This is a genomic window from Bacillus sp. DX4.1 (assembly GCF_030348195.1).
Taxonomy (GTDB): domain Bacteria; phylum Bacillota; class Bacilli; order Bacillales; family Bacillaceae_G; genus Bacillus_A.
In genome coordinates, this window is record NZ_JAUCFT010000008.1 from 3,985,577 (window position 1) to 4,011,013 (window position 25,437).

Consider the following 25,437-nt stretch of genomic DNA (forward strand, 5'->3'; position numbering starts at 1 on the left):
TTGGAACGATTTTATTTTTGAAGATCAACTAGACGTTGGCGAACTGCTTCGCGTTTTTCTAAGTAATCTTGCTCTTTCGCGCGCTCTCCCTCAATAACTGCCGCTGGAGCTTTTGCTACGAAACCTTGGTTTGCAAGTTTCTTCTGTACGCGTTCTACTTCTTTATCAAACTTCTCAAGTTCTTTTTCAAGACGTGCTTTCTCTTCGTCAAGATTGATAAGATCAGCTAACGGTAAGAATAACTCTGCACCTGATACGATTGCAGTCATCGCTTTTTCTGGAGCTTGTAAATCCGTTTGAATTGTTAATTCGCTTGGATTACAGAAACGCTCAATGTAAGAGCTGTTTTTCGTAAGCTGCGCAAGTACCGCTTCGTCTTTTGCTTTAATTTGCATTTGAACTTTTTTGCTCATTGGTGTATTTACTTCAGCACGGATATTACGAACAGAGCGAATGATATCAACAAGAAGGTGCATTTCTGCCGCTGCTTCTTTGTCTTGTAAATCTTCGCGAACTGTTGGCCATGCTGCTACTGTAATAGATTCACCTTCATGAGGTAAGTGTTGCCAAATTTTCTCTGTTACGAATGGCATGAATGGGTGTAATAAACGCATCGTTTGATCAAGTACATACGCTAAAATAGAACGAGTTGTTTTCTTCGTTGCTTCATCTTCACCGTATAATGGAAGCTTGGCCATCTCAATATACCAGTCACAGAAATCATCCCAAATGAAGTTGTATAATGCACGACCAACCTCACCAAATTCATATTTATCCATGTTACGCGTTACACTTTCAATTGTTTCATTTAAGCGAGTTAAAATCCACTTATCTGCAACTGATTTTTCACCAGTTAAATCGATGTCTTCGTACTTCATGTCATCCATATTCATTAATACGAAGCGTGATGCGTTCCAAATTTTATTGATGAAGTTCCAAGTAGATTCTACTTTCTCCATGCTGAAGCGTAAATCTTGACCTGGCGCACCTCCTGTTGATAAGAAGAAGCGCATTGCATCTGAACCGTATTTTTCAATAACATCCATTGGATCAACACCGTTACCAAGAGACTTACTCATTTTACGCCCTTGCTCGTCACGAACAAGACCGTGAATTAATACGTCTTTAAATGGACGCTCTCCTGTAAACTCTAAACCTTGGAAAATCATACGAGATACCCAGAAGAAGATAATATCATAACCAGTTATAAGAACGTCTGTTGAATAGTAACGCTTGAAATCTGCTGCCTCTTCATTTGGCCAACCAAGTGTTGAGAACGGCCATAGCGCTGAGCTGAACCATGTATCAAGTACGTCATTATCTTGATTCCAGTTTTCGATATCTGCTGGTGCTTCTGTACCTACGTATACTTCACCAGTTTCTTTATGATACCAAGCTGGGATGCGGTGTCCCCACCATAATTGACGAGAAATACACCAGTCATGAATATTTTCCATCCAGCGTAAGTATGTGTTCTCGAAACGATCTGGTACGAACGTTACTTTTTCTTCTTTTTGTTGTAATGCAACTGCCTTTTCTGCAAGTGGTGCCATTTTTACGAACCATTGTGTTGATAAATAAGGCTCAACAACTGCTCCGCTACGTTCACTATGACCAACCGCATGCATGTGAGGCTCGATTTCTACTAATACGCCTGCTTCTTGCAAGTCTTTTACTAATTGCTTACGGCATTCGAAACGATCCATACCGTTATACTTACCAGCTTTTTCATTCATTGAGCCATCTTCGTTCATTACTAGAATACGTGGTAAGTCATGGCGGTTACCTACTTCAAAGTCATTCGGGTCATGAGCTGGTGTGATTTTTACAACACCTGTACCGAAATCTTTTTCTACGTACTCATCAGCAATAATCGGAATTTCACGGCCTACGATTGGAAGCGTAACTGTTTTTCCGATTAAATGTTTGTAGCGATCATCTTCTGGATGAACTGCTACCGCTGTATCACCAAGCATTGTTTCTGGACGAGTTGTCGCAAGGCGAATGTGACCAGAACCGTCTGTTAATGGATAGTTCATATGGTAGAACGCACCTTGAACATCTTTATGAATTACTTCAATATCTGAAAGTGCAGTACGTGTTGCTGGGTCCCAGTTAATAATATATTCTCCGCGGTAAATTAAACCTTTTTCGTATAATTGAACGAATACTTTATTAACTGCATCAGATAAACCTTCATCTAATGTAAAGCGCTCACGAGAGTAATCTAATCCTAAACCAACTTTCCCCCATTGCTGACGAATGTGAGAAGCATATTCTTCTTTCCATTCCCATGCTTTTTCAAGGAATTTCTCACGGCCAAGATCGTAACGTGAAATACCTTCTTCACGAAGCTTCCCTTCTACTTTCGCTTGTGTTGCAATACCAGCATGGTCCATTCCTGGAAGGTATAATACATCGTAACCTTGCATACGCTTTGTACGCGTTAAAATATCTTGAAGTGTTGTATCCCAAGCATGACCTAAGTGCAGCTTACCCGTTACGTTTGGAGGTGGAATTACAATTGTATACGGCTGTTTTTCCGCATCTCCTTTTGCTTCGAAATATTTGCCATCAAGCCACCATTTATAAAGGCCTTCTTCAACGGACATATGATCATATTTAGTCGGTAAATTCTTTTCCGTGTTTGACATTATTTTCCCTCCTTAAAATAAAAAATGCCCCTCATCCAAAAAGGACGAGGGACATCGTGGTACCACCTTTATTTACAAACAAATTCAATATTTGCTTATACTCTTGAGTTGATAACGGACAGATCCGTCTTTTCCTAATGAGAATGATTCCGTTCAGAAAAGATGCTCCAGGGCTACCTTCTAACATAACTATCTAGAGAATTTCACAGCTAATAATTCTCCTCTCTGCAGACGTTTAATGTTATACTCTTCCCCTTCAACGCATTTATATAATTGTTATTTATTATATACAATAGTGTAAAAAACGAAACCACATTCGTCAAGATAAAAATGATTTTTATCAAACGCCTATATAAATGCAAATTAAAAAACCGACATAAAACCCTTCTTTTTAGGTGGGAGAGAGCATCCGGCCATGCATAGAAGCGGTCAGATCCTTTTCCTGCCCAGACATAGTGAAAACAAAGAGAGAAAACGAGTGCAGGTCACCTTTTGTTATCCATAGCCGCGGCTTATATGTCGAAAAATCAAAATGAATTTATATACGATTATTAGATTCAATATTTTCTTATTTTCGCACCTCTTGTAATTATCAATGAACTTAACCAAGTTTTTTGTAACATATGTAAAAAAATGAAAAAAGTGCAGCACAAGCACCTTGGGTACTTACCCTGCATACTGTAATAGTGCCTTCACCTTTCACATATGATAAAAAAATTGATGTGCAGCGCAAAGTTTTCTGTACGGGGGAATGATTATGCGACGATACCGACGCAGCTACAATTTTTCAGCCCCTTCATGGGTTAGAAATTTACAAACAATGTTTTCTGATTTTGCAATTCCACTCACCATTTTCCAAGGGATTCGTACTTTACTATTTCCTACTTTTTTAGACTTTATCATCCTTATTATTTTGGTTGTAGCGACAGTTCGCTTACATTTTCAGCCGTAATCTCAGGGCTCTTGAGACTACGGCTATTATTCATTTCCTTGTTGCTGCGTGGCTTGTAACTGCGAAACAAAATATTCTATATTACTTACCAGCCAATGTGTTTGTTGTAACATTTTCACGCCATGTAGTTCATTTTTGTCATTGCGGTTATTTTTTGTATTTGTATAGGAATGGATTTGCTGAATAAACGGGGATGGATACGCCAAATAAGCAAACATAAGTAACTGCTCCTCTTTCGTAAACGGAAAATATTTTTGGTACACTTGATACCATTCATAGCGGTCATTTCTCGCAATCGGATACGTGTTAAGCGAGCGGGAGTAAAAACGGACAAGGTCTTGAACTGGCGTTGCAAATTGCGACCGTTCCAAACTAATAAAATAACCATTTCGTTCATGATCAAATAAAAAATGATTCATCGATACATTTCCATGTATAAAAGAAACTCTTGTTTTTTCTTTCTCTTTCATCGCTTCATGCCACTCTGTTAACTGTTTCGTTGCAAATTCACGTGCACGGAGTACATGATGGAAATACGTACAATATTGTAATTCAAACGGAGACATATACCATTTTGCTTCAGACTCTACAAGGAATTTCTCCAACAAATTCCCATCTTGCTCCCAGCGATCGGATACATTCGTATAATGCTTCTCTAGCGCTTCTTCCGTATATGTTTCCTCTTTCACCGTTCTTTGATGAAGCGTTGCTAGTGTCTGAAACATTTTATGATATTGATCATTTTCCTCTCCATTTCCCTCAGCCCGCTGTAGCCAAGGCATTAAATAATAATTATATGTCCCATCACTCAAAATATGTCTGCCATCTACAGCATGGTAAATCGGTGCATAATGTGTAAACCCCTTTTCACGTAAAAATTGAACATGATACATTAAATTATTTCGTTCTAAACGCTGAGTCGGTAATTTTTTCAATGCATATGGACCTTGATTCGTATAAATTTTTATGACATTCCCGTGCTCTTCCATATGTTCAGGAGCCAATTGATATCGCTGTAATATTGGTGAATAACGATCTCGCAATTCCATATCCATACAATTGATCCTTTCTCATTCAAAAACGCAAAGTGAAATTCTTTTCATTTCACCCCGTTTGGGCGTTTTTTCTTTCAAGGCAATATTCCCCTACCAAGCTTCTTCTATGCTAAGACAGGGGGGTTACTGGCTGTTAGATTGGGATAAAAGAAAAGAGGTGAGGAAGAAAATTCTTCACTCACTTTGTCTTTGCTTTTGACACAGGTACATATATAATTTGCCCTGCTGTTAAATAGATATCATCTGTTTGATTAGCACGGTGTAAATGCTGAACAGAAGTATCATAACGCTCTGCCACTGATTCAATCGTATCTCCTTCTTGGACGAAATATATACGCAATTTCGTAAACTCTTCTTCCGGTTCTTTCGTAAATAATTTTGTTAAATATAATGCATTTTCATCCCGCTGGGAATAAGACATTTCCACTTGTTCTTCCTGTTGCGACTCCTTTTTCTCTTTCTTTATATGTTTTCGTCCAAATAATTCAAACTGAGGTGTGATTTCTTTCGATTCTTCTTCCCGTTCTTGTTCATCCTCATGTTCTTCAAATTTCTCTTCTTCCTCTTCTAATTCCTGTTCTTTACGTACCTCAAGTTGGAACGGTTCAAAAGCATAATCTTCCCACTCATCATCTTTTGTGTGTGCCGTTACTTCTTCAATTTCTTCAATTTTTTCAACTTCTTCAGTTTCTTCAGCTCTTTCAACTTCCACAACCTCTATTACTTCTTCCTGTATTCTCTCTTCATCACATAAACCTGAGATTGATATATCAGCTAATAGTTGCAAACATCCGTTTTCCTTTAATTCATAATCGAATTCATCAATTGAAACATATAATTCTTCAAGCTGTTTCACACGATTTTTCGGAATAGAAATTTCTAACGGAAAAGAGTGTACAAGCTCATTTACACCATCTTCTCGTGTTTCTACATAATCAATTGATTTCGCTGGAGAAAGATCTCGCAGCGAAAACGCTGTCTCATCTTGTTTTGCAACATATTCTCCCGTTAAATCCAACTGTCCTCTTACAATTACTTCATAATCAAGCTCTTCTATTACAACGTCTGGATCTAATGAAATTGACAGAAGTTCTTCGACTTCCTGTCCCTTTTGGAACCAAACCGATTCTTTTAATGAAAACCGCAATGAAGTATGCTGATCTGCTGCCACCTCTGTTTCCCCCTCTCAAACTATATGTCATTACAGGTTTATGTGTATGAGAGTAACTTTATGAATAAAAAAATCGCTCACCTTATGGAGAGCGACTTTTATAACCTGATTATGCTTTTAATTTTGACATCGCAATTTCTGCTGCTGCAATCGTTGCTTCGATATCAGCATCACTATGTGCCGTCGATAAGAACAATCCTTCAAATTGGGAAGGTGGTAAAAACACACCTTGTTCTACCATTTCACGATAATATGCCGCAAAGAATTCTAAGTTTGAAGATTTTGCTGTCTCGTAATTAATGACTGTTTCATTTGTAAAGAAAATACCAATCATAGAACCCGCACGGTTAATGTGATGTGGAATGCCGTGCTTTTCAGCCGCTTTACGCAATCCGTTTTCTAACATTTCCGCTTTACGTTCAAACTCTTGATAGCAATCTGGTGTTAATTGCACAAGCGTTTCATAACCCGCTGTCATTGCAAGAGGGTTACCAGATAATGTACCTGCTTGGTAAATCGGTCCGCTCGGTGCAACTTGGCGCATAATTTCCGCTTTACCACCGTATGCTCCGACCGGTAAACCACCACCGATTACTTTTCCTAGACAAGTTAAGTCAGGTGTTACGCCGTAATATCCTTGTCCACAGTTGTAAGCAACGCGGAATCCTGTCATAACTTCATCAAAAATAAGCAATGCGCCATTTTGTTCTGTCACTTCACGAAGCCCTTCTAAAAATCCAGGAAGCGGCGGTACAACCCCCATATTTCCTGCTACTGGCTCTACGATAACACAAGCAATATCATCACCAAATTGTTCGAAAGCATATTTTACACTTTCTAAATCGTTATAAGCTACTGTAATTGTGTTTTTCGCTACACCCTCTGGTACACCTGGGCTATCTGGTAAACCAAGCGTTGCAACACCTGAACCCGCTTTAATTAATAATGAGTCACCATGACCATGATAACAACCGATAAATTTCAAAATTTTATTACGTCCTGTATACCCACGTGCTAAACGGAGTGCACTCATTGTTGCTTCCGTGCCTGAGTTTACCATACGTACAATTTCAATAGATGGCACACGCTCGATAACAAGTTGTGCTAATTTATTTTCAATTTCTGTTGGCGCACCAAAGCTCGTCCCTTTTTCAGCAACAGCTTTTAATGATTCCACAACACGCTCATTGGCATGTCCATGAATTAATGGTCCCCATGATAATACGTAATCGATGTATTCATTCCCATCGATATCGTACACTTTAGAGCCTTTTCCACGCTCCATAAACAGCGGATTCATACCGACAGACTTAAAAGCACGAACCGGGCTATTTACACCACCAGGCATTAAATCTTGCGCCGTTTCAAATGCTTCAATGGATTTATCAAACTTTTTCATTATTGTGCACCTCCTTCTTGTAACCATCTTGCTGCATCTTTCGCGTGATATGTAATGATTAAATCTGCTCCTGCACGCTTCATGCTTAATAATTTCTCAAGTACGATCTCTTTTTCGTTAATCCAACCACTTTGCGCCGCTGCTTTAATCATAGAATATTCTCCACTCACATTATAAGCAACAATCGGTAAATTGAAATTATTTTTCACATCACGAATAATATCTAAATAAGAAAGAGCTGGTTTTACAATTAAGAAGTCCGCCCCTTCCATTACATCTGATTCAGCTTCACGGAGGGCTTCCATGCGGTTTGCTGGATCCATTTGGTACGTTTTACGATCCCCAAACTGCGGAGCACCATGAGCTGCATCGCGGAATGGACCGTAAAATGCTGATGAGTATTTCACAGCATATGACATAACTGGTACGTGCGCAAAGCCATTTTCATCTAATGCATGGCGAATTGCTGCTACAAAGCCGTCCATCATGTTAGATGGGGCAATAATATCTGCTCCTGCTTTCGCTTGGCTTACTGCTGTTTTTGCAAGAACCTCTAACGATTCATCATTTAAAATGATTCCGTCTTCAATAACGCCGCAATGTCCATGGCTTGTATATTGACATAAACATGTATCGGCAACTACTACTAACTCTGGGAATTGCTCTTTAATTTGCTTAATCGCACGTTGTACAATGCCGTGCTCACAATATGCTGAAGATCCAACTTCATCTTTTTCAGCAGGTAGACCAAATACGATAACAGAACGAATACCTAAATCTACAACTTCTTGCATTTCAGCTTGCAGAAGATCTAAAGAAATTTGATATACATCTGGCATAGAAGAAACTTCGTTACGAACATTCTCGCCTTCTAGTACAAAAATAGGATAAATAAAATCTTCTGTATGTAAAAATGTTTCACGTACAAGCGCACGCATACTTCCGCTTTGTCTTAAACGACGATGACGATTAAATTGTAAAGAACTCATAGATTTCTATCCCCATTCTTTTTATTTAGATTATACATTTAAATTCGGGTTGGAAATGCATTGTATTAACGATTCCACAGTGTATTCTTCCGGAACGATGACAGATGCAAAATAACGCCTTGCCTCTTGCTCTGTTATCGGCCCTATACAAGCAATTGTACATTTTTTTATCCATTCTCTCCAGTTTGTGCCCTCAAGTAATTTCACAAAGCTTACAACGGTAGAAGGGCTCGTAAATGTAACGATATCTACCTTACCTAATTCTAGAGCTGCAATGAGATCTTGCTGCTTCCCATCATTTGTTTTAGTTTCATATACGACAAACTCTTCTAAAAGCACTCCAAATCCCCGGAGTTTATTCGGAATAACATCTCTAGCTAAATTCCCTTTTGGAAATAAAATGCGTTCTGTCCCGTTTAATTCTCTTACAAATTCTTCTGCAAAAGCTTCAGCAACAAACGCTGTTGGAACAAAATGAACCTGATAGCCTCTTTTTTCTAATTCCTGTTTCGTTTTCACACCTACTGCAGCAATACGCACAGTAGATGGCACCCTCTTACACAAACCATCTAAAAAAAAGCTCACACCATTTTTACTCGTAAAAATAATCCAGTCATACAAGTGCAGGTGCTGAGATACACCTTGAAAATTCCACCGAGATACGCCTTCCATATGCAAAAGCGGAATCTCCAATGGAATTCCGCTCTCTTTTGTCACCGCTGCACTCATTTGTCTTGCTTGATGCTGAGCACGTGTAATCAGTACTGTTTTACCAGCAAGAGCATTCATATTTAATGTTGCTCCTTGTTCGCAGCGAGAATGAGCTCTTTTGCTCCTTGCTTAATCAAACGATCCGCTGCTTCTAATCCAACTTGCTCTGGATCAACACCTGCGACTGTTTCTTTTAACAAAACAGAACCATCCACAGAACCGACAAGAGCCGTTAACTCAATCTCATTATTATCCTGAAGCGTTGCATATCCGGCAATTGGTACTTGGCATCCACCTTCAAGCTTATGAAGAAATACACGTTCTGCTGCAACAGTTCGTTCTGTTACACCGTCACTCATATGTGCTAGTAATTGTAATAATTCTTCATCATCTTCGCGACATTCAATTGCCAAAGCTCCTTGCCCTACAGCTGGTACGCATAGTTTCTCATTTAAGTGCTCTGTAATCACATCATCCGCCCAGCCCATTCTCGTTAATCCAGCTGTCGCTAAAATGATTGCATCATAGTCTTCTTCTTTTAATTTACGTAATCTCGTGTCGATATTGCCACGAATCCACTTTACTTGTAAATCTGGTCTAGCAGCTAATAACTGTGCACTGCGTCTTAAACTACTTGTACCAAGGATTGCACCTTCTGCTAAATCTTCGAATGATTCCCCGTTTTTTGAAATAAACGCATCACGCGGATCTACACGCTTTGGTATACATCCAATTGTCAATCCTTCTGGAAGTACAGCTGGCATATCTTTCATACTATGTACGGCCATATCGATTTCTTTTGTAATTAGCGCATGCTCAATTTCTTTTACAAACAAACCTTTTCCGCCTACTTTTGAAAGTGTTACATCTAAAATCACATCGCCTTTTGTAACAATTTCTTTCACTTCAAATTCATATGGTAAACCAAGCGCTTTTAACTGATCAATAAACCAATTTGTTTGCGTTAATGCTAGCTTACTCTTTCTTGAACCTACAATAATTTTGCGCATAATTTTCTCTCCTCATTATAAATACCAAAAATGAAAATTGGACAAACTGCTTAATAGAAAAATATTAATTAACATAACGAGAAATGCCCCAATGTTCCAGCTGATAATCTTCTTACCTTGCAATGTGTCTGATCCACGTAAATATAGACCTGCACAATATACAAACAAAACAACAAAAGATCCGATTACTTTCGTGTCATACCAATGAAAATTCTCTAATTTTGCATATCCCCATATACAGCCAAGCAAAATAGCTAACAAGAAAAAAGGAACGGAAAATAAATTCAAACCGTATGACATCGACTCAAGCTTCGGTAAGTTTCCAAGCCGTCTCAATCTTGCATTCCACTTCTTTTGTTTTAATAAGCGATATTGCAGCAAGTACATAATGGAAAAAATAAACGACACCGTAAATGTCGCATAAGAAATAATCGCCATACCTACATGCACATATACGAGTTCTGACACTAATTGATGAGCTAACACTGGCGACATTTTTCCAAGCGGAGTAAAAATAGAAAAAGCGCTTACGCCAAAAGCAATGACATTTGTAAAAAATACTAAAAAGTCAATGCGCATAACTCGATTGATTACTAATGACATTGTAATCAATAACCACACATAAAAATAAATTCCCGACAATAAAGTTAAAATCGAATTCGTTTCTGATTCTGTCGCCCGAAGTAACATGAAAACGGATTGCAATATCCATACAATAGAAAGTAACCAAAAGGCAATTCGGTTCGCCTTTCGGTTACTTTGGAAATAATCTATGAAATATAAACTAATGCTACAAGCATATAAAATAATTGCGATATGATAAATAATACTATTATTTAAAAAACTCATCCGATCATCCTTCCGGGTTATAAAGATGGAACGGATGCTGTCCACACTCGTTTTTGTCCCGACTTTTCTATATGTTCCACGATTTCTTCTTGTACCTCTAAATCAAAAATTTTTGCGAATAAAGCAAGCTTTTCTGTAGCTCCCTCTTCTGCTGCCAACTCTTTTGCTACTAAAATTGGCTCTTTCAGCATTTGGTTAATAATACTTTTCGTATGCTTGCTAATCACTTTTCTCTCACGATCACTAAGTGTTGGAATTTTCCGTTCAAGACTTTGCATCGTATCACTTTGAATTGCTAACGCTTTATCACGAAGAGCTGAAATTAACGGCACGACGCCTAGTGTATTTAACCATGCTTTAAATATGACGATTTCCTCTTCAATCATAAGCTGAATTTTCTCTGCCTCTTTCAAGCGTTCGGCACGATTAGCTTCTACTACACCTTGTAAATCATCAATATCATATAAGAAGGTACCTTCTAGCTCATCAATCGCTGGATCAATATCACGTGGAACAGCAATGTCAACCATAAATAGTGGACGACCACAACGCATGCGCTCCACTCGTGCCATCATTTCTTTCGTGATGACATAATCGGTAGCTCCTGTTGAACTAATTAAAATATCCGCTTCCAAGAGCGCACATTGCAACTCACTTAATGGTTTCGCATGACCCATATACTTCTCAGCCATCACTTTAGCTTTCGTAAAAGTACGGTTCATAACCGTCACTTTGCGAGCGCCGCTTCCATATAAGTTTTGCAGTGCAAGTTCACCCATTTTACCAGCACCTAGAATTAAAACATGACAATCTGTTAAATCACCAAAAATTTTCTTTGCAAGTTCAACAGCTGCATAGCTAACAGACATCGCATTTTCGCCAATTGTTGTCTCTGAGTGAGCACGCTTTGCTAACGTGATCACTTGTTTAAACAATTCGTTAAAGATCGTGCCTGTGACTTTTACATCTTGTGATTGCAAGAAACTGTCACGAATTTGTCCTAAAATTTGTGTTTCACCAACCACCATTGAATCTAGTCCACATGTTACACGGAATAAATGTTCAGTGGCACCGTCCTGTTCAAAAATAGACAAGTACGGAGAAATCTCTTCTATCTCAAGCTGAAACCAGTCAGCTAAAAATTTCTTAATGTAATATCGTCCCGTGTGTAATTGATCGACAACAGCATAAATCTCAGTGCGATTGCACGTTGATACAATGACATTTTCTAACACGCTCTTTTGGTTTTGTAATGTTGTCATTGCCTGCTCTAACTCTGCTGCCTGAAATGTTAGTTTCTCACGAAATTCTACAGGGGCTGTTCGATAATTTACACCAACAACAAGAATATGCACGCAGCATGTCCCCCTTCACCGTTTTTTCACCTTATCTACTATCATAATACAACTTTCCTGTTATGAATCTGACAATCGTGTGAACATCATGCAAATTTTTTATTGATTCAACAATCATTAATGAAAAAATAAGAATTCATTCACCAATGGAAGGTTCACTTTATAATCATTATAAAATAATAACTCTATTTGTACGTTACCAAAAAAATTTGTCAGAATCAAGTGATGGAAACTATTCCATAAGAATAGAAAGATTATCTTTTCCTATCTTCGTTCATAATGAAGAAAAATATGTATGTTTGTTCCAAAATAGCACAATTGTTTTTATTTCATACAAGTAATCATTGTCCCCACTTCAAGTTCCTAAGAATGAAAAAGATTGGAAATCAAGTTTCTCACTGACAGTTCGTTGCAATGTATTTGACATTCTATTTCTTTTTCGGTATATTGATTTTACAAAATTAAATTGTGCACAACTTAAAAGGAGAGGTGCTCATGAAAGATAATCCTTTACATCTTGATAATCAACTTTGCTTTTCTATTTATGCTTGTTCGAGAGAAGTAACGCGTTTTTATCGCCCTCACTTAGAAAAAATGAACATTACGTATCCGCAGTATATTACTTTACTAGTCTTATGGGAGCAAGATAGATTAACCGTAAAAGAAATTGGCGAACGTCTATTTTTAGACTCCGGTACATTAACGCCCATGCTAAAACGTATGGAAGCATTGCAGTTAGTGAAACGCGTTCGTTCGACAGAAGATGAACGAAAAGTATGCATTGAACTAACTGAACAAGGACACGCGTTAAAAGACAAAGCATGTTCATTGCCGAAAACGATGGCTACAAATTTAGGAATTACAGAACAAGAGTATCAATCCTTATTAATTCAATTAAATAAATTAATTGAAACAATGAAAACAATCAATGATGGAAAAGGGGAATAAGCATGGAAAAATTATATACAGCAACAGTAACTGCAACAGGTGGTAGAAATGGAAAAGTAGTTTCAGAAGACGGCATACTAAACCTTGATGTAAAAATGCCAAAAGCATTAGGCGGTATGGGCGGAGAAGCAACAAACCCAGAACAATTATTTGCAGCTGGTTATGCAGCTTGCTTCGATAGCGCCCTGCAACTTGTTATTCGCACAAAACGTGTAAAAGTAGAAAGCACAGAAGTGAAAGCTCATGTTTCAATTGGTAAAGATACTGATGGTGGTTTTGGCTTATCTGCTGTGCTTGATGTACATGTAGGGGGCGTTTCTCATGAGGAGGCACAGCAACTAGTAGAAGCAGCACACGGCGTATGTCCGTATTCAAAAGCAACAAGAGGGAATATTGAAGTTACATTAAACGTACTTTAAGAAGATGTTCAAAAAGTCCGGTAAAGATAGCTGCCCTATTTCTTCGTTGCGTCGCCACTCCGGTACTCATGTAGTTCAACCTACATTCCGTATCCTCGTGGCCTCCGTGCCTCGAACTGCTCGGCTCTCTTTATCCTCCTTTTTGAACACGTACTTTAAGACAAAAAAAACGCGTGACGAATCATCGTCACGCGTTTTTTGTTTTTGTAAACTTATGAATGGCTTTCCATGCTTCATCTTTCCCAAGTCCTGTTTCTGATGAAAATAGTACAACTTCATCACCCTGTTCAATATCAAGCGTTTCCTTCACAACCTTCAAATGTTTTTGCCATTTTCCTTTTGGAATTTTATCAGCTTTTGTTGCAATAATGATAGTTGGAATTTCATAATGCTTTAAGAAATCGTACATCATTACATCGTCTTTTGTTGGTGAATGACGTAAGTCAACTACTAATACAGCCGCATCCAACTGTTCACGCGTTGTAAAATATGTTTCAATCATTCTTCCCCATGCCGCTCGCTCTGTTTTCGATACTTTCGCATATCCATAGCCTGGCACGTCGACAAAATGCATCATTTCATTAATTAGGAAAAAGTTTAATGTTTGCGTTTTTCCTGGTTTTGAAGAAATACGCACTAACTTTTTGCGATTTAAAATTTTATTAATAAAGGAAGACTTTCCAACATTAGAACGACCAGCTAATGCAATTTCTGGTAAGTCCACATCTGGATATTGCTCTGGTTTTACAGCACTAATTACAATATCTGCTTTTGTTACTTTCATTTTTCCACTCCTACTAATGCGTGCTCCAATACTTCATCTAAATGAGACACAAGCACAAACGTAAGATTTTCTTTTACGCTTTCTGGAATATCATCTAAATCTTTTTCATTTTCTGCCGGCAAGATAATTTTCGTTAAGCCCGCGCGGTGAGCACTTAATGTTTTTTCTTTTAAACCGCCAATTGGTAATACACGGCCACGAAGCGTAATTTCACCCGTCATACCAACTTCTTTGCTTACAGGAATGCCTGTCAGCGCTGAAATAAGTGCCGTTGCAATCGTAATACCAGCTGATGGACCATCTTTTGGAACTGCTCCTTCTGGAACATGAATATGAATATCATGTTTTTCATGGAAATCTGGCTCGATATGAAGTTCTTCTGCACGAGATCGAATGTAACTAAATGCAGCCTGTGCGGATTCTTTCATAACATCTCCAAGTTTCCCTGTTAAGATCAATTTCCCTTTTCCTGGCATGGTAGACACTTCAATCGCAAGTGTATCACCGCCAACTGCTGTGTATGCTAAACCAGTTGCCATTCCAACTTGGTCTCTCGTTTCGGCTTGTCCATAACGGAATATATGTTTACCAAGTAGCTCGGTAATATTTTTTTCTGTTACAATAATACGTTTACGCTCTTCTGATACAATGATTTTTGCTGCTTTACGACAAATCTTTGCAAGTTGACGCTCTAACGTACGAACACCCGCTTCGCGTGTATAGTAACGAATAATTTCTAAGAGCGCTTCATCACGTACCTGTAGATTACCTTTTCGTAAACCATGCTCTTCCAATTGTTTCGGAAGTAAATGTTCACGAGCAATATGCACTTTTTCAATCTCTGTATAGCCAGCAATCGAAATCACTTCCATACGATCAAGAAGCGGTCCTGGAATGCTCGCAAGCGTATTTGCAGTTGCCACAAACATCACTTTCGATAAATCATATGGCTCTTCGATGTAGTGATCGCTAAAGTTATAATTTTGCTCTGGATCTAACACCTCTAACAATGCAGAAGATGGATCACCACGGAAATCATTAGACATTTTATCAATCTCATCTAATAAAAAGACTGGATTGATTGTTTTTGCTTTTTTCATTCCTTGAATGATACGACCTGGCATTGCCCCAACATATGTACGACGGTGACCACGAATTTCAGATTCATCACGAACACCACCAAGTGAGACACGGACAAAATTACGGTTTAACGATGTTGCAATAGAACGAGCTAACGATGTTTTCCCCACTCCAGGAGGGCCAACTAAACAAAGAATTGGTCCTTTTAAGGAATTCGTTAGTTTTTGCACAGCTAAATATTCTAGCACACGTTCTTTTACCTTTTCAAGTCCGTAATGGTCTCTATTTAAAATCGTTTCAGAACGAGCAAGATCGATCATATCTTCTGTTGCCTCTGTCCACGGGAGAACTAATAACCAATCAATATAATTGCGTATAACACCACTCTCTGCAGAACTTACTGGCAACTTCTCATAACGATCTAATTCCTTTAAAGCTGCTTGCTTCGTTTCTTCCGGCATTCCTGCCTCTTCGATCTTGCCACGAAGTTCTTCGACTTCGCCACCTTTACCTTCTTTATCCCCAAGCTCTGTTTGAATCGCCTTCATTTGTTCGCGCAAGAAGTATTCTTTTTGCGTACGTTCCATCGAACGTTTTACTTTTTGCCCGATTTTCTTTTCTAAACTAAGCAGTTCTTGCTCATCTTGGATAATTGAAATAAGTGTATGTAATCTTTCTTTTACTGATACAATTTCTAAAACTTCCTGCTTTTGTTTCGTCTTAATTGGTAAATGAGAAGAAACTAAATCAGCCAAACGCCCTGGTTCCTCTACATCCGCTACTGTTGCAAACGTTTCATTAGACACCTTTTTAGAAACCTTAATATATTGCTCGAAGTGTTCAAGCAACGTGCGCATAAGGGCCTTTTCTTCTAAGTCGCCTTCTTCTTCTTCTGTAACTGTCCGAATGGAAACATGTACCATGTTTTCTTCTTCAAGAAACTCAACTACTTCTGCTCTATGTAAACCTTCTACAAGGACACGCAGCGTTCCGTTTGGCAATTTCAACATCTGCTTTACTTTTGCTACCGTACCCACACTATATATGTCGTCTTCTTTCGGATCATCGATATTCATTTCTTTTTGCATTGCTAAAAAGATAATATTTTCATCCATTGCTGCCTGCTCTAGTGCTTGTATCGATTTATCACGTCCTACATCAAGATGCAAAACCATCGTTGGATATACGAGAACGCCTCTTAATGGTAGGAGGGGCACAATTCTTTCATTTGTATTCATACTAGACATAGTAGCACCTCCATAATAAATTAAACTCTCTGTTCAACTATTTTATATTACAATACCCCTTGATGCAATTGCAGAGATTTCTACAGCTGAAAAATTCCCATTTTTTTCTTTACCCACAAAAGAAAAAGGGACTTCGCTTAAGCATACAAACTTAAACGAAGTCTAGCAAATATTTCCTCGCTCTAACGGACAGTAGTTTAGTGTCCCTATTCGTGTAAACTGCCCGTATGAACCTTCACTTTACATTGATTGTGCATCACCTTTATCAACAGAAAAACGTACCTCTCCTTCATGATGCAATTCTTCTTGTACAAATGTTAGCGCAAATACTTCCTTGACCTTTCGAACAGGAATAATTTCGATACCTTTAATCGTATATAAAAACGGCTGCATATTTTCAGCAGGGATGAGGACCTTCTTCGCTCCAGCTTTTTTCGCCGCTTTCACTTTCGCATATACGCCACCAACTGGTTTTACTTCACCATGAATGCTTATTTCACCTGTCATCGCTACTTCATTATTTACATACATACGATGAATGGCAGAGTACACACCAGTCGCAATCGCAATTCCTGCAGATGGTCCATCAATTGGAACACCACCTGGGAAATTAATATGTATATCGTACCCTTCCGGTAACAAGTCCAGGGAACGAAGTACTGTCACAACATTATCAACAGAACCTTTCGCCATACTTTTACGACGAATCGATTTCGTTTGACTACCAATGCTCTCTTCTTCCACAATACCGGTAACATTTACGGTACCTTCATCTCTAGCTGGAATAGCTGTTACTTCGATTTCTAGTAGCGTTCCTGTATTAGGACCATATACCGCAAGGCCATTTACAAGACCAATCTTTGGAATCGGATAAATCCGTTTTTCGTATTTTGGAGTGAGCTGACTAGAATGAAGCACCCATTCAATATCTTCATCTTTAATAAAAGAGCGCTCTTCATTAATTGCCATCCCTGCAGAAATTTGTACAAGATTAATGGCTTCCCTTCCATTACGGGCATACATCCCAATCATTTCAACACCTTGTTCTCCAAGTTCCATCTCCACTTTTTCTGCTGCGTTTTTAGCTACTTCCTGAATTTCTTCTGTATCAAGTTCACGGAAGAAAACTTCTAAGCAACGCGAGCGAATGGCAGGAGGAATTTCATCTGGAGAACGAGTTGTTGCTCCAACAAGGCGAAAATCTGCCGGTAAGCCTTTTTGAAAAATATCATGTATGTAAGTCGGAATCATTGAATTTTCTTCACTGTAGTATGCACTCTCCAAAAACACTTTGCGATCTTCTAATACTTTTAACATTTTATTCATCTGAATTGGATGCAATTCACCGATTTCGTCAATAAACAAAATGCCGCCATGTGCATCTGTCACCGCACCTTTTTTCGGCTGTGGGATCCCTGCTTGACCCATTGCACCTGCACCTTGATAAATTGGATCGTGAACCGAACCGATTAGTGGATCAGCAATGCCACGCTCATCAAAACGAGCGGTTGTTGCATCAAGTTCAATAAATGTTGCGTTTATACGGAATGGGGACTTTGGATTTTTCTTTGCCTCTTCTAACACGAGTCGTGCCGCCGCTGTTTTTCCTACTCCAGGAGGACCATATATAATGACATGCTGTGGATTTGGTCCACAAAGCGCAGCCTTTAACGACCTGATCCCATCCTCTTGCCCGACAATATCTGAAAAAGCTGTAGGGCGCACCTTTTCAGCAAGCGGTTCTGTCAAAGAAATTTCACGCATTTTACGAAGTTGTTCTAATTCTTTTTTCGATTCTCTATCAATTGAAACTTTTTGTGTTCGCTGGTTTCGGAGCAAATGCCAAAAATATAATCCGACAATTACGCCAAAAACAAGTTGAACGAGTAAAAATATATTTGTCCAGCTCATCTTCATTTCCTCCCGCTGTGTTTTACCTATCAGTATCCCCTGGGAGGAATAGAGCTAAACATAATAAGAAACAGCAATTATAAAAATTGCTGTTTCTTTCTACATTATGCAGATGTTTTTGTATCAAGTACAGTACCATCCTGAAGCACTAATTTCGGCGGTTCATTGTCTGCTACTGTTTCTTTTGAAAGAATACACTTCTCAATATCTTGACGAGATGGAAGTTCAAACATTACCTCTAGCATTAAGCCTTCAATAATGGAGCGAAGCCCACGTGCTCCTGTTTTACGTTCAATTGCTTTTTTCGCAATTTCAACCAGTGCACCTTCTTCAAATTCCAACTCTACATCGTCAAGCTCCAATAATTTTTGGAATTGCTTCACAAGTGCATTTTTCGGTTTTGTCAAAATGTCAACAAGTGCACCTTCATCAAGCGGTTCTAAGTTTGCAATAACTGGAATACGCCCAATAAATTCTGGAATTAAACCAAATCTTAAAAGGTCTTCTGGCAATACATGAGATAACACATGCTTTTCATTTACATCAGCAATTTTCTTCTCTGCGCCAAAACCAATTACTTTTTCACCAAGGCGACGTTTAATAATTGGCTCAATGCCATCAAACGCACCACCGCAAATGAATAAAATGTTTGTTGTATCAATTTGAATAAATTCTTGGTGTGGGTGCTTACGACCACCTTGAGGTGGAACGCTTGCTACTGTACCTTCTAAAATTTTCAGAAGTGCCTGTTGCACACCTTCACCAGATACATCACGCGTAATTGACGGATTTTCTGACTTACGTGCTACTTTGTCAATTTCGTCAATATAAATGATTCCCTTTTCAGCTTTTTCTACATCGTAATCAGCAGCTTGAATCAGTTTTAGTAAGATGTTTTCTACATCTTCACCTACGTATCCAGCTTCTGTTAAAGATGTTGCGTCCGCAATTGCAAATGGAACATTTAAAATACGCGCTAATGTTTGTGCCAATAGTGTTTTACCACTACCTGTTGGCCCGATAAGTGCGATATTACTTTTTGCCAATTCTACATCATCAATTTTACTATTAGAATTGATGCGTTTGTAATGATTATATACCGCCACCGCTAATGCTTTTTTCGCTTGATCTTGTCCGATTACATATTCATCTAAGATTTCACGAATTTCTACTGGTTTTGGTACATCTTTGAATTCTACTTCTTCATCCTTTGCAAGCTCCTCTTGTACAATTTCTGTACAAAGCTCTATACACTCATCACAAATGTAGACACCTGGACCAGCAACAAGCTTTCGAACTTGCGTTTGCGTTTTACCGCAGAAAGAACATTTTAATTGCCCTTTTTCATCATTAAATTTAAACATATTTTCACACCCCTTACAAAGTGCTAACATCTTGCCCTCGTATGTACACGATACATGTATCGTATGTAGATACATATTATGTCACTACGCAGCAAGAAATACAAATAATATGACTAGTTATGTACAAATAAAAACTTTTTTAAAACTTTTGAAATATGTATATTCGACTTTTGAAGGATCTTTTCCTTCTTCATCGAAAATTTTTATAAATATATTTATATTTATAAAACAAGGCACGATCAAAATCGTGCCTTGTTATTTTATTATGCAGCTTTGCTGTTATCTACTAAGAAATCTACAGCTTTGCGAACTTTAAGGTCTTCAGATAAACCTTCTAAGCTTCCAAGAGCTTGGATGATAGCATCAACTGGCATATTGTACATTGCAGCCATTTTTTCAGCCTCTTCAGTTACTTCTGCTTCTGTAACTTCGATGTTTTCAGCTTCAATGATTGCTTCAAGAACAAGATTGATTGTTACACGTTTTTGTGCATCTTCTTTCATTTGTTCTTTTAATTTGTCAGCGTCAGTACCAGTGAATTGGTAGTAAAGCTCTAAGTTCATGCCTTGTTGGCTTAAACGTTGTTCAAATTCACGAACCATACGATCTAACTCAGTGTCGATCATAGCTTCTGGAATTTCAATTTCTGCATTAGCAGCAGCTTTTTCTACTACTTCGTCGCGAACTTTATGTTCAGCTTCATGCTTTTTGCTTTCTTCTAAGTTTGTACGAATTTTTGCTTTTAACTCATCAAGAGTTGCTACTTCTTCGTCTGCATCTTTAGCGAACTCGTCATCTAAAGCAGGAAGTTCTTTTGATTTAATTTCATGAATTGTTACTTTAAATGTTGCTGGTTTACCAGCAAGTTCAGCTGCATGATACTCTTCTGGGAATGATACTTCAACTTCTTTTTCTTCGCCAGCTTTTAGACCAATTAATTGCTCTTCAAAACCTGGGATGAATGTGTTAGAACCGATTTCTAAAGAGTAGTTTTCGCCTTTTCCGCCTTCAAATGCTTCGCCATCAACGAAACCTTCGAAGTCGATTACAGCTGTATTGCCGTTTTCAGCAGTGCCTTCTTCTTTAACAACAAGCTCAGCTTGACGCTCTTGTAAAGATTTTAATTCGTTTTCTACATCTTCGTCAGTTACAGTTGTTTCAACTTTTTCTACTGCTAAGCCTTTGTACTCACCTAATTTTACTTCAGGTTTTACAGTAACTTTTGCAGTAAAGATTAAGTTTTCACCTTTTTCGAACTTCTCGATGTCGATTTCAGGATGAGCAACTGGGAAGATACCAGCTTCATCGATTGCTTCTCCGTATGCTTTTGGCAAGATGATGTCTAAAGCATCTTGGTATAAAGATTCAATACCAAAGCGTTGTTCGAATAACGGACGAGGCATTTTTCCTTTACGGAAACCTGGTACGTTAATTGTTTTTACAACTTTTTTGAACGCAGCGTCGATAGAGTTGTTTACTTCTTTAGCATCAACCTCGATTGTTAAAACGCCTACGTTACCTTCTAATTTTTCCCATTTTGCAGCCATTTATTCTTTCCCTCCAACTATAATAATGTATGCACATACCTCTAAAGATTGAGGTTTTTATTGTTTCTTTTTAGAAACAATAAACGCATTGAAAAGCTGATTTATTCAGCTTTGTTATCCTTTAGCAAAAGCCTTTAGATAAATAATTCTCAATCTACTATTTGTCTATAAGACAAATACGGTATATTTTGTTCGAGAATAATATGAAACATATTAAGTAAGAGAATCACGCTTCGCTTCTCTTCTCTTACAAAAAGGCAGAATTCAGCCTTTTGCAACCCTTACATTATAACATAGAATATTCTCGTTTCAATAACTGAACCATTCTTTTTCATAATTATACGGGTAAATACCCTTCTCTCTCAATACGTAAAAACCATTGATAGGCAATATGAAATTCTTCAATGGTAATGTTATACTCCATCATAAGTTCTTTTTCATCAATCATCATACCGAGGCGCTTTCTTCCAATTCTCTCTAAAACAGCCGCCCACACTTCTACTTTATCAGTCAATAACGGAAACGGAAAAATACTTGTTTGCATTTCTCCCCAATATGTAACGATTGTTTCAAACATTGTTGGATTTTCACTTTCAATTCTAGCAGATAATGTATGTAAAACTTGATTGGTAAATTCCTCATTCCGATGTAAATGAGTTGGAATAACCGTTATTTTATCCCCAAATTTTTCTACTTCTATCTCTTCTTCTACTTTATTTTCCACTAATATGTATATAATAGAAGTTTTCAAATATGGATGTTTTGTTTCATCCAATAGAAATTCACGTAAAACCGGCAACGCTGTCTCTAAATGCCTCGGTAAAAGGTTATTAATCGTTCGCAATTGCTGTCCAAAACTTTCAGAATGCAATGCTTGTAAAAATTCTTCTTGATCAAACAAAGAATCCTGTTCTATTTGTATAGAACCCTCATCATTTAGCATATTTTCTGCAAACAGAGCAAGCTGGGCTAATTTTTCTCTTTTTTCTACTGTTATTTCCTTTGTTTGCAAAACAGCCTCAACAGTTTCAATCACACCTTCATAATCATTTGTTTGTACTAAAATTGTCACGTATGTTTCAAGAATATCTCCGAATAAAGCTGTTCCGGTGTCAAGCAACTTCTCACATCGTTCTTTCGACTCTTCCATTCGCTTTAATTCTAATAAACAAATAACTGAAGCTAGTTCTGTTTGTTCCGTTCCGGCATTATACTGACTCAATATGTCAAAGCATCGTAATGCTTCTTCAAACTTCCGCTCCCGCAGCGCAATAAATCCTTCGTCAATATAACGCTCTGACAACTGTGGAAACAATACGACCGTATTTTCTTTTTTATCCATACGTCCGCCTCTTTTTCTAGATTTTAAACATGTTCAAAGTAAATATAACAAATGAACGCAGAGAAAACAACATTCAGGATATACTTGTTTGAAATATAGAAATATTTAATTTATATGATAAAAAAGGGTATTATCAAACAACAAACTTCTATTTATACAAAAAATCCTCAGCAAGTGATGCAGAGGATTTTTTCCATCAATGGAAAGCGCTTATAATTGCAGGATATACAAAAAGGCTAATAATTTGGAGAACAATAATTGTAACAACAATCATGCTAAAAAAGAAGATTGGCTTACTTCGCTTCATAAGAAACATAATAATAAGCATAATGCAGACAAGTAAGCTCATAAAGAATAAACTTGTGGTTGAACTTAATATCCCAGTTGGAACAAATAATACTAGTATGACACTACAGAACCCGATAATTCCAAATAACCATTCCATCCCATTTAACCATGCCCTTTCTCCCACATTACAAATCCTATTTATCCCGCATTAACGGGCAGTAATACCCCCACCTCAAAATTCAGCGGAGGCAAAGAAGTTAGGTGGGGGATAAACTGCCCGTAAAAGCCCGATTGGTTCAACTAATTATCAGTGGGGGATGAAGAAAACCCCCACTGATTAAAGTTTCACTTTATGCGACTAAATGTTTTACAACATCAATTACATCTGTTAATTTTTCATATGCAACAACTCCAAAAGCTACTGTTAAAGCTGTTACCACTAATCCTTTCATCTTTTCTTCCTCCCCGTTTCATCTTTGTTACTCTCAATTATAAAGAATTGACCAATTGTTACCATCGAACTTCCTTACATCTACCTTACAGAATTGTAAGATTTCAAAATTATTATTAAATATGATTTTTAAACATGTTAAAATATTTCTATGCAATTCAGAATTCAAAAATAGAGGGGATGATATATATGTTTAAAAAAGTAGCTGCTGATGTTCTTGGATTAAGCGATGTAGGTTCCGTTATTACACCAAAGGATTATGATAAAGTTGATGCTGATGATTATGTGATGCATGAAGACGGGGAAAAAATTTATTTTCTCATTAAATCAAAATCGGATGAATATTGCTTTACAAACAAAGGTTTAATTCACTTAGATGGAACGAGCGCAGCAAGTAAAAAACGCACACTTCGCCGCTATAGTTATAGCAGATATAAAATTACAAATGTAGCGTTAGAAACCGCTGGAACGATTGATTTAGATGTCGAAATAAAATTTCATATGGGCGATGAATATTATTCAATCGATGTTCATAAAAAGCACATTGAAGAGTTAAAAGACCTATATAAAGCCCTTCTAAAAATCGAGGAAATTTCACACGAAAACGAAATTACATTGCAGTATGCACATAAAAGTTTAGATATGGCTTCTTCTACATTCAGCCGCATTACAAATGCTCAGCTCAATTTAGCTGAACAATTTAAAGAAATCAATCAAACTGCTTTTAATTGGCTTGTTGATACGAAAAAGCAATACAATGTAAAAGATTTCGGATTTGTGTTCGAGAAATTTATTAACAATTAATCTGAAATAAGAGACAAAAGGTAAAGAATCTTCCTTACAGTTCTTTACCTTTTTCTATGAATTTATGGAGGCTAATGAAATGAAACTCATCATTCCTTTGACTTTTTATCTACTTGCAATAATAACATTCTATGCGTTTGGTTATAGTTTTCATATCGATCGGCTTACGTTCCGAAGTACGAGCTATTTTTCTAGCGGTACTTTGCAATACGCTTCTCAATCTATCCTGCCGTTCGTATTAGCACTACCAATTTATTGGATTGCACCAAAGCAGATACAACCTGTAAACAAATAAAAAACCTTGTTATCAAAAGATAACAAGGTTTTTTTAGCGTCCCAGGAGAGATTCGAACTCCCGACCGACGGCTTAGAAGGCCGTTGCTCTATCCTGCTGAGCTACTGGGACATGGAGCGGGTGAAGAGAATCGAACTCTCGACCAGAGCTTGGAAGGCTCTTGTTTTACCACTAAACTACACCCGCATAATTTTGTTTGTATTTCGTAATCACGTCTTATCGACATTCCTTATTATATTCGGACATCCGAATGAAGTCAACACTTTTTCAAACTTTTTTTCAAAGAGGATAAAATTCTTTATCCTCTTTGAAAAGTTTTTTGTGCCACAACTTTTCCTTCTAATGTCTCAAAGCGAATTTCAATTTCCTTTGCATTCACTTCTAACAGGGCAAATGTTTTTTCGTTTCGTGAGCGTGGGAGCAAAACACTTCCAGGATTGATGAACAAAATATCATCAATAATTTCAGCTCCTAGTATATGAGAATGTCCAAAACATACAATATTCGCTTCCGCTTCTTTTGCTCGATATAACAATGTTTGCAGTGTTATTTTAATATTGTATCGATGTCCATGTGTAAGCAAGAACCGTAATTCATTTACATCAGTAATGATTTCATCTTCAAATCCATTGTAAAAATCACAATTTCCTTTTACAACTTCAAACCCTTGCAAAGCTGGATGCTCTGGTTTCAACTCTGAATCGCCGCAATGAATCATGACATCTATATTTCCCGCATACGTTTCTTTTAATTGCTGTAGCTCTTTCGTAGAACCGTGACTATCGCTTACAATTAACGCTCTCATCGGTCTC

The 25,437-nt window shown here is 37.7% G+C and carries 22 protein-coding genes, 2 tRNA genes and 1 other annotated feature; of the genes, 5 read left to right on the forward strand and 19 right to left on the reverse strand.

Annotated features, from left to right (window positions below; all coding sequences use genetic code 11):
* Positions 1–11 precede the first annotated feature (11 nt).
* The gene (locus QUF99_RS23320; RefSeq protein ID WP_289373239.1) at positions 12–2,654 is read right to left on the reverse strand and encodes a valine--tRNA ligase; all 2,643 of its coding nucleotides are present in this window, start codon (positions 2,652–2,654) and stop codon (positions 12–14) included.
* Between the two features lie 37 nt (positions 2,655–2,691).
* Positions 2,692–2,923, reverse strand: a binding site (T-box leader).
* 488 nt (positions 2,924–3,411) lie between these two features.
* On the opposite strand from QUF99_RS23320, the gene QUF99_RS23325 reads away from it, so the two are divergent.
* On the forward strand, positions 3,412–3,606 hold the full coding sequence (locus QUF99_RS23325; RefSeq protein ID WP_289373240.1) for a hypothetical protein: 195 nt from the start codon (positions 3,412–3,414) through the stop codon (positions 3,604–3,606).
* Between the two features lie 26 nt (positions 3,607–3,632).
* Here QUF99_RS23325 and ysxE read toward each other — a convergent pair whose 3' ends face one another.
* From ysxE to hemA, 8 genes are all read right to left on the reverse strand, one after another.
* On the reverse strand, positions 3,633–4,661 hold the full coding sequence (gene ysxE / locus QUF99_RS23330) for a spore coat protein YsxE (protein WP_289373241.1): 1,029 nt from the start codon (positions 4,659–4,661) through the stop codon (positions 3,633–3,635).
* Positions 4,662–4,839: 178 nt separating this feature from the next.
* Positions 4,840–5,832, reverse strand: coding sequence for a stage VI sporulation protein D (spoVID, locus tag QUF99_RS23335; protein WP_353958412.1), 993 nt, complete (start codon positions 5,830–5,832; stop codon positions 4,840–4,842).
* A gap of 109 nt (positions 5,833–5,941) precedes the next feature.
* Positions 5,942–7,231, reverse strand: coding sequence for a glutamate-1-semialdehyde 2,1-aminomutase (gene hemL, locus QUF99_RS23340; RefSeq protein ID WP_289373242.1), 1,290 nt, complete (start codon positions 7,229–7,231; stop codon positions 5,942–5,944).
* Entirely contained in the window at positions 7,231–8,220 is a 990-nt protein-coding gene (gene hemB, locus QUF99_RS23345) for a porphobilinogen synthase (protein ID WP_289373244.1), read from the reverse strand. The genes hemL and hemB overlap by 1 nt, the downstream gene beginning before the upstream one ends.
* A gap of 30 nt (positions 8,221–8,250) precedes the next feature.
* Positions 8,251–9,009 (reverse strand): uroporphyrinogen-III synthase, encoded by a 759-nt coding sequence (gene hemD / locus QUF99_RS23350; RefSeq protein WP_289373245.1) that lies wholly within the window; start codon positions 9,007–9,009, stop codon positions 8,251–8,253.
* A gap of 2 nt (positions 9,010–9,011) precedes the next feature.
* Positions 9,012–9,941 (reverse strand): hydroxymethylbilane synthase, encoded by a 930-nt coding sequence (gene hemC / locus QUF99_RS23355; protein ID WP_289373246.1) that lies wholly within the window; start codon positions 9,939–9,941, stop codon positions 9,012–9,014.
* A gap of 15 nt (positions 9,942–9,956) precedes the next feature.
* On the reverse strand, positions 9,957–10,790 hold the full coding sequence (locus tag QUF99_RS23360) for a cytochrome c biogenesis protein (RefSeq protein ID WP_289373247.1): 834 nt from the start codon (positions 10,788–10,790) through the stop codon (positions 9,957–9,959).
* 17 nt (positions 10,791–10,807) lie between these two features.
* Entirely contained in the window at positions 10,808–12,145 is a 1,338-nt protein-coding gene (hemA, locus tag QUF99_RS23365) for a glutamyl-tRNA reductase (RefSeq protein WP_289373249.1), read from the reverse strand.
* A 495-nt stretch (positions 12,146–12,640) separates the two neighbouring features.
* Between hemA and QUF99_RS23370 the strand changes: the two genes are divergently transcribed.
* Together QUF99_RS23370 and QUF99_RS23375 are read left to right on the forward strand one after the other, a co-directional pair.
* On the forward strand, positions 12,641–13,093 hold the full coding sequence (locus QUF99_RS23370; RefSeq protein WP_289373250.1) for a MarR family winged helix-turn-helix transcriptional regulator: 453 nt from the start codon (positions 12,641–12,643) through the stop codon (positions 13,091–13,093).
* Positions 13,094–13,095: 2 nt separating this feature from the next.
* A complete protein-coding gene (locus QUF99_RS23375; RefSeq protein ID WP_289373251.1) occupies positions 13,096–13,512 on the forward strand; it encodes an organic hydroperoxide resistance protein in 417 nt (138 codons plus the stop codon).
* Positions 13,513–13,699: 187 nt separating this feature from the next.
* Here QUF99_RS23375 and ysxC read toward each other — a convergent pair whose 3' ends face one another.
* The 7 genes from ysxC to QUF99_RS23410 all read right to left on the reverse strand — a co-directional run bounded on the left by ysxC (position 13,700) and on the right by QUF99_RS23410 (position 23,232).
* Complete coding sequence (gene ysxC / locus QUF99_RS23380) at positions 13,700–14,296, reverse strand: ribosome biogenesis GTP-binding protein YsxC (RefSeq protein WP_289373252.1); 597 nt, start codon at positions 14,294–14,296, stop codon at positions 13,700–13,702.
* A complete protein-coding gene (gene lon, locus QUF99_RS23385) occupies positions 14,293–16,623 on the reverse strand; it encodes an endopeptidase La (RefSeq protein ID WP_289373253.1) in 2,331 nt (776 codons plus the stop codon). Before lon ends, ysxC begins: the two co-directional genes overlap by 4 nt.
* Positions 16,624–16,863: 240 nt before the next feature.
* Positions 16,864–18,534, reverse strand: coding sequence for an ATP-dependent protease LonB (lonB, locus tag QUF99_RS23390; RefSeq protein WP_289373255.1), 1,671 nt, complete (start codon positions 18,532–18,534; stop codon positions 16,864–16,866).
* 104 nt (positions 18,535–18,638) lie between these two features.
* On the reverse strand, positions 18,639–19,898 hold the full coding sequence (gene clpX / locus QUF99_RS23395) for an ATP-dependent protease ATP-binding subunit ClpX (protein WP_289373256.1): 1,260 nt from the start codon (positions 19,896–19,898) through the stop codon (positions 18,639–18,641).
* Between the two features lie 263 nt (positions 19,899–20,161).
* The gene (gene tig / locus QUF99_RS23400; RefSeq protein WP_289373258.1) at positions 20,162–21,445 is read right to left on the reverse strand and encodes a trigger factor; all 1,284 of its coding nucleotides are present in this window, start codon (positions 21,443–21,445) and stop codon (positions 20,162–20,164) included.
* A gap of 337 nt (positions 21,446–21,782) precedes the next feature.
* Positions 21,783–22,787 carry a hypothetical protein gene (locus QUF99_RS23405; protein WP_289373260.1) on the reverse strand — a complete coding sequence of 335 codons (1,005 nt, stop codon included), beginning with the start codon at positions 22,785–22,787 and terminating at the stop codon, positions 21,783–21,785.
* Between the two features lie 196 nt (positions 22,788–22,983).
* Positions 22,984–23,232 (reverse strand): hypothetical protein, encoded by a 249-nt coding sequence (locus QUF99_RS23410; RefSeq protein ID WP_289374753.1) that lies wholly within the window; start codon positions 23,230–23,232, stop codon positions 22,984–22,986.
* Between the two features lie 483 nt (positions 23,233–23,715).
* Between QUF99_RS23410 and QUF99_RS23415 the strand changes: the two genes are divergently transcribed.
* Both QUF99_RS23415 and QUF99_RS23420 read left to right on the forward strand, forming a co-directional pair.
* Positions 23,716–24,330, forward strand: coding sequence for a PH domain-containing protein (locus tag QUF99_RS23415; protein WP_289373262.1), 615 nt, complete (start codon positions 23,716–23,718; stop codon positions 24,328–24,330).
* Positions 24,331–24,409: 79 nt separating this feature from the next.
* Positions 24,410–24,625 carry a hypothetical protein gene (locus QUF99_RS23420; protein ID WP_289373264.1) on the forward strand — a complete coding sequence of 72 codons (216 nt, stop codon included), beginning with the start codon at positions 24,410–24,412 and terminating at the stop codon, positions 24,623–24,625.
* A gap of 37 nt (positions 24,626–24,662) precedes the next feature.
* Here the strand turns inward: QUF99_RS23420 and QUF99_RS23425 are convergent.
* The 3 genes from QUF99_RS23425 to QUF99_RS23435 form a co-directional block, all read right to left on the reverse strand.
* Positions 24,663–24,736, reverse strand: a tRNA-Arg gene (locus QUF99_RS23425).
* Between the two features lies 1 nt (position 24,737).
* Positions 24,738–24,811, reverse strand: a tRNA-Gly gene (locus QUF99_RS23430).
* Positions 24,812–24,923: 112 nt separating this feature from the next.
* On the reverse strand, positions 24,924–25,430 hold the full coding sequence (locus QUF99_RS23435; RefSeq protein ID WP_289373265.1) for a metallophosphoesterase: 507 nt from the start codon (positions 25,428–25,430) through the stop codon (positions 24,924–24,926).
* Positions 25,431–25,437 lie beyond the last annotated feature (7 nt).

Bases quoted from the DNA above. Each gene is read 5' to 3' on its own strand.
- QUF99_RS23320 (WP_289373239.1), bottom strand. From the start codon at position 2,654: ATGTCAAACACGGAAAAGAATTTACCGACTAAATATGATCATATGTCC.
- QUF99_RS23325 (WP_289373240.1), top strand. From the start codon at position 3,412: ATGCGACGATACCGACGCAGCTACAATTTTTCAGCCCCTTCATGGGTT.
- ysxE (WP_289373241.1), bottom strand. From the start codon at position 4,661: ATGGATATGGAATTGCGAGATCGTTATTCACCAATATTACAGCGATAT.
- hemL (WP_289373242.1), bottom strand. From the start codon at position 7,231: ATGAAAAAGTTTGATAAATCCATTGAAGCATTTGAAACGGCGCAAGAT.
- hemB (WP_289373244.1), bottom strand. From the start codon at position 8,220: ATGAGTTCTTTACAATTTAATCGTCATCGTCGTTTAAGACAAAGCGGA.
- hemD (WP_289373245.1), bottom strand. From the start codon at position 9,009: ATGAATGCTCTTGCTGGTAAAACAGTACTGATTACACGTGCTCAGCAT.
- hemC (WP_289373246.1), bottom strand. From the start codon at position 9,941: ATGCGCAAAATTATTGTAGGTTCAAGAAAGAGTAAGCTAGCATTAACG.
- QUF99_RS23360 (WP_289373247.1), bottom strand. From the start codon at position 10,790: ATGAGTTTTTTAAATAATAGTATTATTTATCATATCGCAATTATTTTA.
- QUF99_RS23370 (WP_289373250.1), top strand. From the start codon at position 12,641: ATGAAAGATAATCCTTTACATCTTGATAATCAACTTTGCTTTTCTATT.
- QUF99_RS23375 (WP_289373251.1), top strand. From the start codon at position 13,096: ATGGAAAAATTATATACAGCAACAGTAACTGCAACAGGTGGTAGAAAT.
- ysxC (WP_289373252.1), bottom strand. From the start codon at position 14,296: ATGAAAGTAACAAAAGCAGATATTGTAATTAGTGCTGTAAAACCAGAG.
- lon (WP_289373253.1), bottom strand. From the start codon at position 16,623: ATGTCTAGTATGAATACAAATGAAAGAATTGTGCCCCTCCTACCATTA.
- lonB (WP_289373255.1), bottom strand. From the start codon at position 18,534: ATGAGCTGGACAAATATATTTTTACTCGTTCAACTTGTTTTTGGCGTA.
- clpX (WP_289373256.1), bottom strand. From the start codon at position 19,898: ATGTTTAAATTTAATGATGAAAAAGGGCAATTAAAATGTTCTTTCTGC.
- tig (WP_289373258.1), bottom strand. From the start codon at position 21,445: ATGGCTGCAAAATGGGAAAAATTAGAAGGTAACGTAGGCGTTTTAACA.
- QUF99_RS23405 (WP_289373260.1), bottom strand. From the start codon at position 22,787: ATGGATAAAAAAGAAAATACGGTCGTATTGTTTCCACAGTTGTCAGAG.
- QUF99_RS23410 (WP_289374753.1), bottom strand. From the start codon at position 23,232: ATGGAATGGTTATTTGGAATTATCGGGTTCTGTAGTGTCATACTAGTA.
- QUF99_RS23415 (WP_289373262.1), top strand. From the start codon at position 23,716: ATGTTTAAAAAAGTAGCTGCTGATGTTCTTGGATTAAGCGATGTAGGT.
- QUF99_RS23420 (WP_289373264.1), top strand. From the start codon at position 24,410: ATGAAACTCATCATTCCTTTGACTTTTTATCTACTTGCAATAATAACA.
- QUF99_RS23435 (WP_289373265.1), bottom strand. From the start codon at position 25,430: ATGAGAGCGTTAATTGTAAGCGATAGTCACGGTTCTACGAAAGAGCTA.